This is a genomic window from Hyphomonadaceae bacterium ML37, assembly GCA_027627685.1.
Classification (GTDB): Bacteria; Pseudomonadota; Alphaproteobacteria; order Caulobacterales; family Maricaulaceae; genus Oceanicaulis.
In genome coordinates, this window is sequence record CP091241.1 from 1,450,812 (window position 1) to 1,465,794 (window position 14,983).

Below are 14,983 nucleotides of genomic sequence, written 5' to 3' on the forward strand. Positions count from 1 at the left end.
GTTTCGATGTATCCGGCGTCCGATCCCGGTGAGACTACATCACAATGTGGTCAAACGGCGCCCCTCACGTTGGCGTCGCAGACCGATCTATCCACGGTCCGGTCAATGGGCCGCCCGCCGGTAGGCCAGGACGCTGATCAGGACGCCGCTCGGCAGGCCGGCCAGGAACCCGCCCGCCGCGCCGGCCAGCAGCATGAAGCCCTTGCCCCAGATCAGCCCGAAAAAGCCTGCGCCGAAGATCAGGCCTGTCACCGCGATGACCAAAGCCATCGCCCCGGGTCCGCGCCAGCCCGCACGGTGCGCCAGATACCAGCCTGCCGCCATCAGCGGCCCGGCGGCGAGATAGGTGATCGGTATGGCGAAGATCAGCGAGACGAGGCTGAAGATCAGCACGCCGGGCAAAACCCCGGTCACTTCGGACCAGTCATACGCAGCATCGGCGCCCAGGATTGCCGCCAGTCCAAACACGAACACGGCGCCCAGGAGCGCCGCCAGCAAGGGGGCGGTGAAGGCGGCGATGATAACGCCGGGCCGGCTGGCGTGGCGGATCGGACTGGCGCCGGGGAGAAGGGGGGCACCCTGGGGGGTGGCGTCGTCCATGATCCGATATCCTTCCTGACCCCGGATGGAGGCGTGACAGGTATTGGATAGGACGCTCAGCCGTGCGCAGCGTCCACCCCCGGTTCAGGGGGCGCCACGCGCTCATAGGCCTGTGTGCTGATGAAGAGACCGGTGGCCAGCCCGGCCACGAGCCCGGCCGCGCCGCCCACACCGGTCCAGAGCACGGCTGTAACAGGGGCATTCTGGAAGGATGACCAGCTGAACAGAGCAAACAGGGCCAAGCCATAGATCAGCCCACCAGCGGCCATGGTCAGCGCCATCGGGCGCGGCGCCCGCCAGCCGAGGCGATGGGCCAGCAGCCACGCCACAGCCATAAAGGGGCTGGCTGTCACATAGGTGAACACGCTGGCGTAAAGCACGGCAAAGACGCTGAAGGTTATGAGATACGTGACACGCTCGCGCCAGTCCCACTCCTGCAAGCTTTCGGTCGACTGTCCTGTGAGCAGTGCGGCGAGTGTGACTAGACCAAGCGATACCGCAGCGCCGACCGTTGCGGCCACAAGCGGGCTGACCAAGGCTGCGTAAATCACACCCCTCCGCTTGGCGCGATAGATCGCACCGTCCCTTGATGGCCCTGGCTCAACGCCGCCGCTCATGCCGGCTGACTTTCAGGGTCATCGGGTGAGACCCGCTCATAAGCCCGTGTGCTGATGAAGAGACCGGTGACGAAGCCGGACACGAGCCCTGCGCCGCCGCCGATTGCTGTTGCGGGGTCGTTCCCCCAGACCAGGCTGGATACGATGGTCCCATAGATCAGGCCCGCGGCGGCCATGGTCAGGGCCATCGGGCGTGGCGCCCGCCAGCCGAGGCCATGGGCGAGCATCCAGGCGGCAGCCATCAGGGGGCTGGCTGTTACATAGGTGACCGCAACGGTCCAAATCAGCGCGATGCCGCTGAACAGAGCAAAGCTCGCTGCAAACCCGCTCCAGTGCGTGACCCCGAAGCTCTGATCCCCAGCCATGGAAATGAGTAGATGGGCGAGCGTAAGCCCGGCCACCATGGCCGTCGCCATAACAGCCGCCACCATGGGGATGAGAAGGGCGATCAGGGTGACACCCTTTCGCCTGAGTTGATAGGCGGTGCGGGCGTCGGCCGCGCCGCTCACTTTCGTCCCGCCAGCGCCCCGAACAGCCAGGCGGCGGCCAGACCGGCGATCAGGCCGGTCAGGGGCAGGGCGAAGGCGCCGGGGGCTTCAGGCAGGGTGAGGGTGGCGATATCGCGGCCATCGGCCAGCGCCCAGAGCCAGTCGCCGTCATGAATGCGGCGCAGGTAGGCGGCCATGGCGCCCAGCCCCGCCAGCGCGCCGGCCAGCGCCAGGCCCAGCCCGCCCAGCCCGCGCAGGACCAGCCAGAGGATCAGAAACACCGCCGCCGCCGGATAGGCGAAGGCCAGAGCGTAGAGCCAGATTTCACCGGCCAGCGGGGCAAGCTGCGCCAGCGGCAGGCTGGCCGCAGCTGCGCCCTCCATGGCTGACAGCGTCATCATCCCCGCCACCGCGACCAGCGCGCCGAAAGCGGGCGACAGTGCGATCACGCCTGCCGGCGCCGCCCGGCTCATCGCCGCAATTCCTGTGTCATGGAGCCCCCTCCGGCCTGTCCAGAGTTTCTATATAACTGCGCCGGGCCGGGTGCGCCAAGCGTGACGGCGTGACGCGGCCTGGTGGGGCGGAACGCGGATGCCGCATTCAGCCCGGGCCAGCGCCATTTGAGCGCCCCGGCAACGCAATTGTTACACATGGCCCCCGTCGCGCGGCTGACCTGTTTGCGCTAGAACGCTCGCGAAATTCGAACCTGCAGAACCCGGAGGGTCGCCGCCATGACGCAGACAATGAAAGCCCTTGTGAAGGCGAAACCGGAAGCGGGCCTGTGGATGCAGGAGGTGGAGCGGCCGCAGATCGGTCCGGACGATGTGCTGATCCGGGTCCACATGACGGCGATTTGCGGTACGGATGTGCACATCTACAAATACGATGACTGGGCGCAGAAGAACGTGCCGGTGCCCATGGTGGTCGGTCATGAGTTTGGCGGCGTGATCGAGGCGGTCGGGCGCGACGTGACCCGGGTGACGCCCGGCATGCGCGTGTCGGGCGAGGGGCATGTGGTGGGCGAGAAGAGCCGCGCCGTGCGCGCCGGGCGCTTCCATCTTGATCCTGAAACCAAGGGCGTGGGCGTCAACATGCCCGGCGCGTTTGCGCAGTATCTGAGCCTGCCGGCGTTCAACGTGGTGCCGCTGCCAGACGATGTTTCCATGGAGCAGGCCGCCTTCCTCGATCCGCTGGGCAATGCGGTGCACACCGCCACGGCGTTTGATCTGGTGGGCGAGGACGTGCTGGTCACCGGCGCCGGCCCCATCGGCATCATGGCCGCCGCCGTCGCGCGCCATTGCGGCGCGCGCCATGTGGTGGTGACCGACATCAATCCCGACCGTCTGCGCCTGCTGGAAGCGGTCTGCCCCACCGCCACGCCAGTTAATACGACACGCGAAGAGCTGCGCGATGTCATGACGCGCCTGAAAATGACCGAAGGCTTTGATGTGGGACTGGAGATGAGCGGCGCCGAGCCCGCCTTCCACCAGATGGTCGAGCACATGGTGATGGGCGGCAAGATCGCCATGCTGGGCCTGCCGGCCAAGCCCTTCACCCTGGACATGGGCGCGCTGATCATGCGCGCCATCACCTTCAAGGGCGTCTATGGGCGCGAGATGTTCGAGACCTGGCACAAGATGCTGGCCATGCTGCAGTCGGGCCTCGATGTGTCGAAGCTGATCACCCACCGCCTGCCGGCCAAAGAGTTCCAGACCGGTTTTGACGCCATGCTGTCAGGCAAGTCGGGCAAGGTGATCCTGGACTGGCAGGGGGTGTGAGGTGAGCGGGCACGACGCGCTCCCGCTCGACTTCACCAAACTCTCCGAGCCTGAAATGCGCGCCCGGGCGCTCGCCTTCTACAAGACGATGAAGGCGCGGCGCACCATCCGGGATTTCTCTGATCGGTCCGTGCCGCGCGAGATCATCGAGACGGCGATCCTGACGGCGGGAACCGCGCCCAATGGCGCAAACCATCAGCCCTGGTGGTTTTCCGTGCTGGGGCAGGGCCCTTTGCGCACGCGCCTGCGCGAAGCGGCTGAAGCTGAAGAACGCGCTTTCTACGCTGGCAAGGCGGGCGAGGAGTGGCTGGGTGCGCTCGCCCCGCTGGGCACGGACGCCAACAAGCCGTTCCTGGAGGCCGCGCCTTGGATCATCGCGGTGTTCGCCCAGCGCCGCGGCGGGCCGAACCCGGGAGATCGGAAGAAGAATTACTATGTGTCAGAAAGCGTCGGCATCGCCTGCGGCCTGCTGATCGCCAGCCTGCACCAGGCCGGCCTGGCCACGCTGACCCACACGCCCAACCCGATGAGCTTCCTGACGGAGATCTGCGAGCGGCCCTCCGATGAGAAGCCGGTCATGCTGATCGTCACCGGCTACCCGGCCGACGGCGCGACCTATCCCGCTCACGCCGCGGACAAAAAGCCGCTCGACCGGATCTGCGATTTCCGATGATGGGCGAGCCGGCGACATTCACCATCGAGCAGGCCTATGCCTGGGACGCGGACCGGCACTTCGCCGCAATCGTGCGCTATGACGAGCTGAGCGAGGCGATGGAGGGGCAGGCCTCGTATGCGGGCTTGCCGGAGGGCGAGGCGCAGCCGGGGCAGGTCTTCGAGGTGAAGATCAAGCTCATGGGCTGGCTGCCCATCGGGAACTGGCGCATCGAAGTGCTGGAGCGCGACGATGGTCGCCGGGTTCTGCGCAGCTTTGAGTCCGGCGGTGCGGTGAAGAGCTGGCGCCACACCATCACCGTGACGCCGCGCGAGGAGGGCGGGTCCGTCCATCGCGATGCGCTTGAGATCGACGCCGGTTGGCTGACGGGTCTGTACGCGGGAATGGCGCGGCGCATGTATGCCCGCCGCCACGTCGACCGTCTAGGACTCCGAGGCGCGGTTTAGGCGCTGACGCGGCGCGCCACGGCCGTCACCGACCAGATCAGGGCGATGATCCAGCCGATCACCGTCCAGCCGAGCAGCAGGTTGGTCAGGAAGATCGCGAAGCCGTTATGGTGGCCGCGCGCCAGGGCGATGATCGTCGGCAGAAAGTGCACCAGGACGACGGCGAGGATGAATTCCATGGGGAGGCCTCCTTTATCGATTTTCGATAAGGATAGGAGAGCAGATCCCGGCTGGCAAGGGCTTTATGGATTGCGCGCGCGGATCACTGTCGCCAGCCCGGCGTCCACGCGGCTGCGGTATTGGACCGCACTGATCGGGGCGTGGGTGGAGTGCAGGCGCCAGCGGCCGTAATCATCGCGCACGGGCACATTGACCGAGTGAAAATAGGCCTGTTCGCCGTTCGCGGTCTGCGTGCTCCAGGTGCTTTCGCTGACCGACACCTCGCCGTCGAACGCGCCGGCCTCGGTGAGCACGGCGAACTGGCGGTCGGCATCTTCGCCCAGCAGGCCTTCCAGCCCGTCGCCATCGCGCGAGGTTTCGAATGCGCCGCCCATGGCGCGAAAGCCGCCGGAGAACTCGCACAGGCGCACGGCGCCCTCGTACCGGCCCAGCAGGCTCGAAAGGCCCGGAGACAGCGCCACGGTGGCGCGCCAGTCATCAAAGATCAGCCGGTTGCAGGGCCGTTCCAAGAGCGCGGCGATGCGTGCGGCCAGCGCGTCGGACGGATTGGCCGTGCCTGTTTCAAGACGCGACAGGAAGGCCTGGCTGACTCCCAGCTCGTCGGCCAGCGCCAGCTGTTTCAAGCCGGTGCGCTGGCGAAAGGTCCTCAGGCGCGCGCCCCATTCACTGGCCGGCATCACGTCTCCCCGGTCTTGGCTGCATAGGATATAACCATAGAACGCAAGCGCGCGCGGGGCCAACCCCGCGCGCGCTGCGAGCCTTCTTCGGGCCGGCAAACCGGGCGCTATCCTTCAGGGAACTGATAATCCTTGAACATCTCGCGCAGCTTGGTCTTGAGGATTTTGCCGGTGGCGCCCAGCGGCATTTCGGCGATGAACTCGATGCCTTCAGGCAGCCACCATTTGGGCACCCGCTCGGCGAGATATTCCCGGATGGAATCCGCCGTCGGCGTGGTGTTGGGGCGCGGCTGGATGATCAGCAGCGGGCGCTCCTGCCATTTGGGGTGCGGCATGCCGATGGCGGCGGCCATCAGCACGTCGGGATGGCCCATGGCGGCGTTTTCCAGATCGATGGAGCTGATCCACTCGCCCCCGGACTTGATCACGTCTTTCGACCGGTCGGTTATGGTCATGTAGCCGTCTTCGTCGAGATAGCCGACATCGCCGGTGCGGAACCAGCCGTCATCGGTGAAGGCTTCGGGCCCCGCGCCGCGGAAATAGCTCTCGATGATCCACGGCCCGCGCACCTGGATATGGCCCGAGGACTGACCGTCGCGCGGCAGCACGGCGCCGTCATCGTCCACGGTGCGCATCTCCACCCCGAAGATCAGCCGGCCCTGCTTGAGCTTGATGCGGACCTTCTCGTCATCTGACAGGTCATCATGCTTGGGCAGCAGCTTGCCGACCGTGCCCAGCGGGCTCATCTCGGTCATGCCCCAGCCTTGCTGCATGTCCACGCCATACTCGCCTTCATAGGCGCGCAGCAGCGCTTCAGGCATGGCCGAGCCGCCCATCAGCACGTTCTGCACCGAATCAATGCGCTTGCCGCTGTCGCGCAGGTATTGCAGCAGGCCGAGCCACACCGTGGGCACGCCCAGCACCTGGCTGACGCTCTCGGCTTCGATCAGGCCCTGAAGGCTGGCGCCGTCAAGCTGCGCGCCGGGCATGACCAGCTTGGCGCCGCCCATGGCCGCCGCATAGGGCACGCCCCAGGCGTTGACGTGGAACATGGGCACCACCGGCATGATGACGCCGCGCGACCCCACCCCGATCACATCCTCGGCCAGGCACGCCATGGCGTGCAGCACGGTGGAGCGGTGCGAATACAGCGCGCCCTTGGGCTCGCCCGTGGTGCCCGAGGTGTAGCACAGCCCGGCGGCGGCGTTCTCGTCAAAGCTCGGCCAGTCATAGACCGGATCGGCGTTGGCCAGCAGCGTCTCATAGACCTGCGCCTTGGTCTTCATGTCCGGCTTCGTGGCCGTGCCGGTCATCACCACCCAGCTCTTGACGCTCTTGCAGTGGGCCGCGATGGCGTCCACCAGTGGCGCGAACGTGACGTCGAAGAACACGTGCTTGGCCTTGGCGTGATTGATCACCCAGGCCAGCTGTTCCGGCCCCATGCGCGGATTGGCGGTGTGCACCACCGCGCCCACGCCTGAAACCGCATAATAGAGCTCCAGATGGCGATAGGTGTTCCAAGCGATGGTGGTGACGCGGTCGCCCGGCTTCACCTTCAGCGGGCCGGTCAGCGCATTGGCCAGGCGCTGGGAGCGCGCATGGCAGTCGGCATAGCCGTAGCGGTGCACCTCGCCGGTGTCAGGCATGCGCGAGACGATCTCGCGCTTGCCGTGGTTCTGGGCCGCATGTTTGAGAATGTCCGCTATCATGAGCGGACGGTCCATCATCTGACCGCGCAGCATTATCGTCTCCTCCCCGGGTGTCCCGGGCGCGCCTTTGGCGGCGCGCCGCATCTCATGTTTGAGCTCGGCGACATGAAAGGCGCACAGGGGCGTGAGCGCAATCCCTTGCACGCAGAATTCCGCTTGCGGGGAGGGGGCAGATAGGGTGGAAGAGGGCCATGACCCATCCGCCTCTCCCCGATTTCAATGATGTGCGCGCCGCCGCTGGCCGGCTTTCGGGGCATGCGGTGCGTACGCCCTTGCTGACCTGCCCGGCGCTGGATGCGCTGACCGGGGGGCGGGTGCGGCTCAAGGCCGAGCCCTTGCAGCGCACCGGGTCGTTCAAGTTTCGCGGCGCCTGGAATGCGCTGTCGAAACTGGACGCCGGTGAGCGCGCGCGCGGCGTGGTGGCGTTTTCCTCGGGCAATCATGCCCAGGGCGTGGCCGAGGCGGCGCGCCTGCTGAGCATGAGCGCCACCATCGTCATGCCGTCCGATGCGCCGGGCATCAAGCAGCGCGGCGTGATCGCGCGGGGTGCGCAGCTGCGGCTGTACGATCGCGACACTGAAAGCCGCGAGGCGATCGCCGAAGAGATTAGCGCGTCCACCGGCGCGGTGATCATTCCGGCTTTTGACCATCCCGACATCATCGCCGGCCAGGGCACAGCGGGGCTGGAGATTTTCGAGACGCTGAGCGAGGAGGGCCTGAGTGCAGACCGGCTGATCTGCTGCGTGGGCGGGGGCGGGCTGATCGGCGGGATCAATCTGGCGGCGGCGGCGCTGTCGCCGGACACGCAAATCTGGGGCGCGGAGCCGGAAGGCTTTGACGACACCGCCCGCTCGCTGGCCTCGGGCCGGCGCGAGAGCAATGCGCGGCGCAGCGGCTCGCTGTGCGATGCGCTGCTATCTGAAACGCCGGGCGTGCTGACGTTTGCGATCAATCAGCCGCGCCTGACCGGCGTTGCCGTGATCAGTGATGAGGAGGCGCTCAGCGCCATGCGCTTCGCCTTCGAACACATGAAGATCGTGCTGGAGCCAGGCGGCGCAGCGGCGCTCGCCGCGGTGCTGGCAGGGCGGGTGGACGTATCGCAGGGCCTGAGCGTTGTGGTGTTGTCAGGCGGCAATGTGGAGCCGGACCTGTTCACGCGGGCGCTGGCTTGAGGCCGGACCCTACAGCCCGCAGGCGAACCGGCCGTCGCATAGGGTGGCCACCACGGCGAGATAGGCGATCACAGCCACCGCCCAGATCAGCGGCAAAAACAAGGTCAGGCGCCAGCCGGCCCCGGGGCGGCGGAAGATCAGGAATGCGATCCAGCCCAACGCGAGCCCGGCGCCAGCCATCAGCGGGCCGGCGGACAGGAACATATACACTGCGTGCTCTGCGTTGGGGTTGGTGCTGATGGCCTGGAGATTGGAGAAGGTGATGAAGTTGGGCAGCCACAGCTGGAAGCCCACCCAGCCGATGATGAGGGCGACAAGACTTGCCACCATCATGGCGACAACTGCTATGACCGTGATGCGCGGTGTAACCGCCATGTCGAGACCGTCTCTCATTCGCCCCTCCCAGGACCTCTGCCCATGACCCTGTCCGTCGCCAGCTGGAACGTCAATTCGATCAAGGCGCGCCTGCCCAACGTGCTCGACTGGCTGAGGGAGGCGCGCCCGGATGTCGCCTGCCTTCAGGAAATCAAGACCGTGGACGAGGCCTTCCCCGGCATAGAGCTTGAAGACCTAGGCTATAATGTGAAGACGGTGGGGCAGAAGAGCTATAACGGCGTCGCGATCCTGTCCCGCCTGCCCATTGACGAGGTCACGCTGAACGCCCTGCCGGGCGATGAGAGCGATGACCAGGCGCGCTATATCGAGGCGGTGATCAGCGCGGAGCGAGGCCCCGTGCGCGTCTCGTCGATCTATCTGCCCAACGGCAATCCGGCGCCGGGATCAAAATTTGACTACAAGATCGCCTGGATGAAGCGTCTGCATGCGCGCGCCGCTGCGCTGCGCGCCTTCGAGGAGCCGGTGATTCTCGCCGGCGACTACAATGTCATCCCGCGCGACGCCGATGTGCATGATCCGGCTGTCTGGGAGGGCGACGCCCTGACGCGTCCCGAATCGCGCGACGCCTTCGCCGCCATCAAATGGCTGGGATACGCCGACGCGTTCGAGCAAGTGGACGGGCGCGCGCACCAGTACACATTCTGGGACTATCAGGCCGGCGCCTGGAATAAAAACAATGGCATCCGCATCGACCACCTGCTCCTGAGCCCGCAGGCCGGCGACAGGCTGAAATCGGTGCAGATCGATTCGTCTGTGCGCGGCCGCGAGAAGGCGTCCGATCACGTGCCGATCATGGGCGTGTTCGACTTGTAGACAGCGACGCGCCTAAAGCGCCCGCGCCGCCTCCAGCACCTCTTCCACATGGCCGGGCACTTTCACTTTGCGCCAGACCCGGGCGACCTTGCCGTCCGCGCCGATCAGGAAGGTGGCGCGCTCGATGCCCAGATAGGTCTTGCCGTACATGGACTTTTCCACCCAAACGCCATAGCGCTCGCACATATCGCCCTCGGCGTCCGAGGCGAGGATCACTTTGAGGCCATGTTTGTCGCGGAATTTGTCGTGCTTGGCGGCGGTGTCCTTGGACACGCCGACAACGACCGCGCCGGCTGCGGCGAAGTCATCGGCCAGCTCTGAGAAGCCGATGGCCTGTTTCGTGCAGCCCGGCGTATCATCCTTGGGGTAGAAATACAGGACAATCGGCTTGCCAGCGAACTGCGCCAGAGACACCTCGCGCCCGCCATCGGCCGGCGCGGTGAAGCCCGGGGCCTTGTCCCCGGCCTTGATATCGCCCATCACTTGCTCCTGTCCTCGGCCGGCGGGCCGATCCCGCCGTAACTGGCGGCGAAGATTGTCCGCCAGACCTGTCCCGTAAAGGGGCGGAACTGGAATTGACAGCGCAGCTCGGAAAACCCATGCGCCGCACTTTGCGATTGGCCGTGCTCTATCTGCTGGAGGTAGTCTCCGCGCTGCTGGCGCTGCTCATTCTGCTGGGCGCGGCGGTGCTGTGGCGTCTGGCCGCCGGGCCGGTGGACGCCGATCTGCTGCGCCCGATGGCGACACAGGTCCTGATGGAGGCGGTGGAGGGCGATGACGCCGCCATCGGATCGCTGGACGTGCGCTTTGATCCGGCGCTGGCGGCCATTGTTGTGACCGCGCGCGAAGTGTCCGTGCGGGATGCGGACGGCCTCACCCTCGTCAATGCGCGCCGGATCGAGACGGCGCTGGCGCTGGATCTGTTGCTGACGGGGCGCGCAGCCCCGGTGCGCATCGCGGCCGAAGGCGGCGCCTTCGCCATTGTGCGCACCGCGTCCGGCGTGGTCGCCGCGGGCCTCGGCTCACCGGACGTGGTGGAGGCGCGCAGCCTGTCCGGCGTCGGGCCGTCAGGTCTGCTGGCCAGCCGCATGGGCTCCGACCTCCTGTCGCGCCTCACCGAGATTGATCTCACAGGCGTGTCTCTGCAGGTGCGCGATGATGTCACCGGCGCGGCGCTGATCGTCCAGGACGCCCGCGCGCGCGTGCGTCTGGACGGCGGCGCAGTAGACGCAGCTATCACAGGCGCTCTGGTCACTTCGGCGGGCCGCGCGCAGGCCGCGCTGGACCTGCGCACCGGCGCCGATCTGGACCGGGTGTATATGGATTTGCGCCTGACCGGCTTGGTGCCTGCCGCCGTGGCGCCCCAACGCGGAGCGTTCGCCGGACTGGCCGGGCTGGATGCGCCAGTAGATCTGGAGCTGGTGCTGGATGCATCCGCCGGTGAAGGGCTTAACACTGCCTACATAAATCTGGCCGCAGCGGCAGGGGAAGTGCGCGCCGGCGGCGTGGCGTTTGCGCTGGAGGGCGCGGACTTGCGCGCGGCGTTCGACGCCGAGGCCGGCGCCATCGAGATCGAGACCGGGCGCATCGCCTCGGACCTCGTGTCGTTCGAGCTCAGGGGCGCCATCACCGATCTGTCGGGGTTTGAAGACGCGCTGCCCACTTTCGCCGACTACCAGCTGGAGATCGGGCCGGGTCATGTCGATCCGCCGGGCGTGTTTCCCGAAGCCGTGCGCTGGGACAATGTGTCGGCGCGCGGGCGGATCGACCGGTCTCAGGTGCGCGCGACATTCGAACAGCTCGATGTGGCCATCCCCGGTGTTACGGCGCAGTTCACCGGACATGTCGGCGCCGACGAGACCGAGAGCGGCTGGTTCCCGGCGATCGCGCTCACCGGGCCGGTGGAGGGACGGTTCACGCGGGACGACATCCTGCGTCACTGGCCGGTGGATTTCGCCCTGGGCGCGCGCGACTGGATCCGCGACGCCGTGCTGGGCGGGACGCTGGGCGGGGTGGAGCTGGACATCGACATGACCGGCGCGGCGCTGGAGCGCCGCCAGCTGGATGATGACCAGCTCTCGCTGCGCTTTGATTTCGCCGATGCCGCCGTGCGCTATGTGTCGACCATGACGCCGCTGCGCGGCCTGTCCGGGACGGGCGAGCTGCGGGGCAATTCCCTGTCGCTGGAGGGGCGCGGCGGCCGGATCGGCGATCTGGCGGCCGATACGATCTTTGTCGAGATCGAGCGGCTCAATCCGCGCGGCGGGCAGGCGATGTTCGGCGGCACGGGCCGCGGCGGCGCGCCCGATCTGCTGACCCTGCTGGCGGAGCCTCCGATCAGCCTGACCGACTCCTACGGCATTTCGCCAGACGCCTTTGCGGGCGAGGGCGCGTTCGAGTTTGAAATCCGCCGGCCGATGCTGCGCGACGTGCCAGCGGAAGATTTACGCTTTACAGCGCGCGGGCGCTTTACCGGCGTGTCGGCGCAGCTGGGGGCGGACGGGCTGACATTTGAAGACGGCGAAGTGGAGATTCGCGCCAGCGAGGCGGGGCTCAACGCCAATGGCGCGGCCCGGATTGCGGGGGCGCGGGCTGACATTGAATGGATCGAGACCTTCGGGCTGGAGCCGGGCGAGGCGTCCAGCCTGATGCGCCTGTCTTCGGTGATGACGGGGCGCGATCTGGATGCGCTGGGCCTGCCGGTGCGCCAGTTTCTGGACGGCGCTGTCGGGGTGGCGGCGTCGGTCACCGGGCGCGGACTGGCGTTCGAGCAGATTAATGTGGAACTGGATCTCGAACGCACCGCCGTCGCCCTGCCGGCGGACGTGTGGGAAAAGGCGCCGGGGTCGCCGGCGGCGGCCCGCTTCACGCTGGACCTGCAGCCCGATGCGGTGGTGCTGGACGATTTCGTCCTCGCCGCAGAAGGCGTGGATGTTCAGGCGTCGGCGCGTCTCGCGCCCGATGGCCGACTTCTCTCAGCGGACGCCGCCACTATCCGGCTCGACGGACGCTTTGATCTGGCCGCGCGGGCAGACCGGCCGCGCGGAGATGATGGCCCGTTGCGCCTGGTGCTGACTGGCGCGTTCCTCGACAGCCGGGATCTGTTGACGCTGGACGGTCCCGGCGGCGGGCTGGGCGGGGCGGTGATCCTGGAGGCGGCGGTGGATGATGTGCGTGTGCGCGGCGTGCAGTTCACCAATGTCGATCTGTCGCTGGAGACGGGCGACGAGCATCTGGAGCGCTTCCGCCTGGACGCCGACATGGCGGGCGGGCCGGTGGGTGTGGAGCTGTCGTCTGATGCGGCGGGCGCGCGCACCCTGACCGCTTCGGGCCCGGACGCCGGCCAGCTGCTGACCGCCTATGGCGGCTATGACAACGTCACCGGCGGGGCGCTGCGCCTGAGCGCGACTGCGCCGCCGCGTGGACAGCCGGGCGGATTTGCCGGGGAAGTGGAGGCTCAGGCGTTTACGCTGGAGCGGATGCCGCTGTTGACGCGGGTGCTGGCGGCGGGGTCGCTGGAGGGTTTGGCGAGCCTGATGGGCGGCGGGCAGGGGATTGTTTTTGAACGCCTTCGCGCCGATTTCGTCTGGGAAGATGGCGTGCTGGAGCTGCGCGAGGCGCGCGCCGCCGGGCCGTCTCTGGGCGTCACGTGGAGCGGGGTGGTGAACCTTGAGGGGTCACGCATGGACATTGATGGCACATTGCTGCCCTCCTACGGGATCAATTCGGTGCTGGGCGGACTTCCGGTGATTGGCGGGCTGCTCACCTCGCGCGCCGGCGAGGGGGTGATCGGCGTCACCTTCTCGGTCAACGGCCCGTTCAACTCCACCCGCGTCACCGCCAATCCGCTGTCGGCGCTGGCGCCGGGGGTGCTGCGCCGGATTTTCGAGGGCACGTCGGCGGAGCGCGAGCTCGATGCGCTGGAGGCTGCGCGCCTGGCGCGCACCGGCGCCGCGCAGGGCGAGGGCGAAGCGCCAGGCGGCGATGAGGGCCCGCAAGTGCCGGGGAGCGATGAGCCCGGCGAGACGCCGGCGCCTGAAGACATTGAAGGCGATGACGCCGCGGACGATGACGCCGCTGACGACAGCGAACCGGAAGACGAGGCCGGCGAGCCGGCGCCGCCGCAGGGGGAGGAGCCATGATCATCGCCGGGCTGATGAGCGGCACCTCGCTGGACGGGGTGGACGCGGCGATCCTGGAGACCGATGGCGAGACCATCACGCGTTTCGGCCCGGGCTTCGAGACGCCCTTTGCGGCGGCTGAGCGCGCGGTGCTCAAAGCCGCCGTGGACGCGGCGCTCGCCTGGCGGTTCTCAGGTCCCGCGCCCGCGATCTTCGCTGAGGCCGAAGCCGTGCTCACCAACGCCCATGCGCGCGCGGTGGAGGCGGTGTGCGCCGCCGCCGGGATTGCGCCGTCCGCGCTCGATCTCATCGGGTTTCACGGCCAGACCGTCGTGCACGAACCGCCCGCCAGCGGACGCCCTGGCCGCACGCTGCAGCTGGGCGACGGGGCGGGCCTCGCTGCGCGCGTGGGCGCCCCCGTGGCGTTTGATTTTCGCTCCATCGACATGGCGGCGGGCGGGCAGGGCGCGCCGCTGGCGCCCGTCTATCATCGCCTGCTGGCCGACTGGTCCGGGCTCGAACGCCCGCTGGGCGTGCTCAATATCGGGGGCGTGGCCAATATAACGCTGATCGGATCGGACGGCTCGCTCACCGCCTTCGACACCGGGCCGGGCAATGGCCTCATTGACGCTTTCGTGGAGGAACGCACCGGCGCCCCCATGGATGCGGGCGGCGCGCTGGCCGCCCAGGGCCGCGTGCTGGAGGCGGGCCTCGCCGAGCTTCTCGCCCACCCTCATTTCGCGCTGGACGGTCCCAAATCGCTCGACCGCTGGGATTTCTCCATCGATGCGGCGCGCAATCTCACCGTGGAGGACGGCGCGGCGACGCTCGCCCAGTTCACCGCCGCCTCGGTGGGCCTGGGGCTCGCCCGCCTGCCCGAACGCCCCAAACGCCTCATCGTGTGCGGCGGCGGGCGCAAGAACACCGACCTCATCGCCCGCATCGCCGCCGCCTGCGGCGTGCCCGCAATCCCGGCCGAAGCCGTCGGCTGGCGCGGCGACCTCATCGAAGCCGAAGCCTTCGCGGTGCTGGCCGCCCGCACCGCGCGGGGATTGCCCATCAGCTGGCCGGGGACGACGGGGGTGAAGCAGGCGATGAGCGGGGGGCGTATTGTGGGGGGGGGTAGGGGTGTGTCCCTGGTTTACGCCCCTTGGGGAGGGTGTGCTGACCGAACCGGCATCACCCAAATCTGACAAACCTGCTCAAGATGCGATGGCCCACCAAGTCAGCAGGGGCGCAGGAACACCCCTGAATGCGACCTTATCTCGCCATCGCTCCTTGCCGGGCCATTTTCGCAAACGTCGCAGCCTGTC

16 protein-coding genes are annotated in these 14,983 nt (G+C 67.7%); 7 read left to right on the top strand and 9 right to left on the bottom strand.

Annotation, left to right across the window (positions count from 1 at the left end; translation table 11 throughout):
* Positions 1 to 102 precede the first annotated feature (102 nt).
* From L2D01_07150 to L2D01_07165, 4 genes are all read right to left on the bottom strand, one after another.
* Positions 103 to 600, bottom strand: coding sequence for a hypothetical protein (locus L2D01_07150; GenBank protein WBQ11553.1), 498 nt, complete (start codon positions 598 to 600; stop codon positions 103 to 105).
* 56 nt (positions 601 to 656) lie between these two features.
* Positions 657 to 1,151, bottom strand: a complete 495-nt coding sequence (locus L2D01_07155) for a hypothetical protein (protein ID WBQ11554.1) — start codon at positions 1,149 to 1,151, stop codon at positions 657 to 659.
* A 62-nt stretch (positions 1,152 to 1,213) separates the two neighbouring features.
* Positions 1,214 to 1,726: a hypothetical protein gene (locus L2D01_07160; protein WBQ11555.1), complete on the bottom strand. Its 513-nt coding sequence runs from the start codon at positions 1,724 to 1,726 to the stop codon at positions 1,214 to 1,216.
* Positions 1,723 to 2,178, bottom strand: coding sequence for a hypothetical protein (locus L2D01_07165; protein ID WBQ11556.1), 456 nt, complete (start codon positions 2,176 to 2,178; stop codon positions 1,723 to 1,725). The genes L2D01_07160 and L2D01_07165 overlap by 4 nt, the downstream gene beginning before the upstream one ends.
* A 258-nt stretch (positions 2,179 to 2,436) precedes the next feature.
* Here L2D01_07165 and tdh point away from each other — a divergent pair, with 258 nt between their 5' ends.
* Genes tdh through L2D01_07180 form a run of 3 tightly spaced genes read left to right on the top strand, consistent with a single transcriptional unit; the run spans position 2,437 to position 4,602 of the window.
* Positions 2,437 to 3,483 carry an L-threonine 3-dehydrogenase gene (gene tdh, locus L2D01_07170; protein WBQ11557.1) on the top strand — a complete coding sequence of 349 codons (1,047 nt, stop codon included), beginning with the start codon at positions 2,437 to 2,439 and terminating at the stop codon, positions 3,481 to 3,483.
* A gap of 1 nt (position 3,484) precedes the next feature.
* Complete coding sequence (locus L2D01_07175; GenBank protein ID WBQ11558.1) at positions 3,485 to 4,156, top strand: nitroreductase family protein; 672 nt, start codon at positions 3,485 to 3,487, stop codon at positions 4,154 to 4,156.
* Positions 4,153 to 4,602: a hypothetical protein gene (locus L2D01_07180; GenBank protein ID WBQ11559.1), complete on the top strand. Its 450-nt coding sequence runs from the start codon at positions 4,153 to 4,155 to the stop codon at positions 4,600 to 4,602. The genes L2D01_07175 and L2D01_07180 overlap by 4 nt, the downstream gene beginning before the upstream one ends.
* On the opposite strand, the gene L2D01_07185 is transcribed toward L2D01_07180, so the two are convergent.
* From L2D01_07185 to L2D01_07195, 3 genes are all read right to left on the bottom strand, one after another.
* A complete protein-coding gene (locus L2D01_07185; GenBank protein WBQ11560.1) occupies positions 4,599 to 4,781 on the bottom strand; it encodes a superinfection immunity protein in 183 nt (60 codons plus the stop codon). The genes L2D01_07180 and L2D01_07185 overlap by 4 nt on opposite strands.
* Before the next feature lie 63 nt (positions 4,782 to 4,844).
* Positions 4,845 to 5,459, bottom strand: a complete 615-nt coding sequence (locus L2D01_07190; protein WBQ11561.1) for a helix-turn-helix domain-containing protein — start codon at positions 5,457 to 5,459, stop codon at positions 4,845 to 4,847.
* Positions 5,460 to 5,566: 107 nt separating this feature from the next.
* On the bottom strand, positions 5,567 to 7,201 hold the full coding sequence (locus L2D01_07195; GenBank protein ID WBQ11562.1) for a long-chain-fatty-acid--CoA ligase: 1,635 nt from the start codon (positions 7,199 to 7,201) through the stop codon (positions 5,567 to 5,569).
* Positions 7,202 to 7,359: 158 nt separating this feature from the next.
* On the opposite strand from L2D01_07195, the gene L2D01_07200 reads away from it, so the two are divergent.
* On the top strand, positions 7,360 to 8,340 hold the full coding sequence (locus L2D01_07200; GenBank protein WBQ11563.1) for a threonine/serine dehydratase: 981 nt from the start codon (positions 7,360 to 7,362) through the stop codon (positions 8,338 to 8,340).
* A gap of 9 nt (positions 8,341 to 8,349) precedes the next feature.
* On the opposite strand, the gene L2D01_07205 is transcribed toward L2D01_07200, so the two are convergent.
* On the bottom strand, positions 8,350 to 8,733 hold the full coding sequence (locus tag L2D01_07205) for a hypothetical protein (protein WBQ11564.1): 384 nt from the start codon (positions 8,731 to 8,733) through the stop codon (positions 8,350 to 8,352).
* A gap of 24 nt (positions 8,734 to 8,757) precedes the next feature.
* Here L2D01_07205 and xth point away from each other — a divergent pair, with 24 nt between their 5' ends.
* Entirely contained in the window at positions 8,758 to 9,549 is a 792-nt protein-coding gene (xth, locus tag L2D01_07210) for an exodeoxyribonuclease III (GenBank protein WBQ11565.1), read from the top strand.
* Positions 9,550 to 9,561: 12 nt separating this feature from the next.
* Here the strand turns inward: xth and bcp are convergent, their stop codons facing one another.
* The gene (bcp, locus tag L2D01_07215) at positions 9,562 to 10,029 is read right to left on the bottom strand and encodes a thioredoxin-dependent thiol peroxidase (protein WBQ11566.1); all 468 of its coding nucleotides are present in this window, start codon (positions 10,027 to 10,029) and stop codon (positions 9,562 to 9,564) included.
* A gap of 119 nt (positions 10,030 to 10,148) precedes the next feature.
* On the opposite strand from bcp, the gene L2D01_07220 reads away from it, so the two are divergent.
* Together L2D01_07220 and L2D01_07225 are read left to right on the top strand one after the other, a co-directional pair.
* Positions 10,149 to 13,691 (top strand): hypothetical protein, encoded by a 3,543-nt coding sequence (locus tag L2D01_07220; protein ID WBQ11567.1) that lies wholly within the window; start codon positions 10,149 to 10,151, stop codon positions 13,689 to 13,691.
* Positions 13,688 to 14,863 carry an anhydro-N-acetylmuramic acid kinase gene (locus L2D01_07225; protein ID WBQ11568.1) on the top strand — a complete coding sequence of 392 codons (1,176 nt, stop codon included), beginning with the start codon at positions 13,688 to 13,690 and terminating at the stop codon, positions 14,861 to 14,863. Before L2D01_07220 ends, L2D01_07225 begins: the two co-directional genes overlap by 4 nt.
* Positions 14,864 to 14,983: the final 120 nt, after the last annotated feature.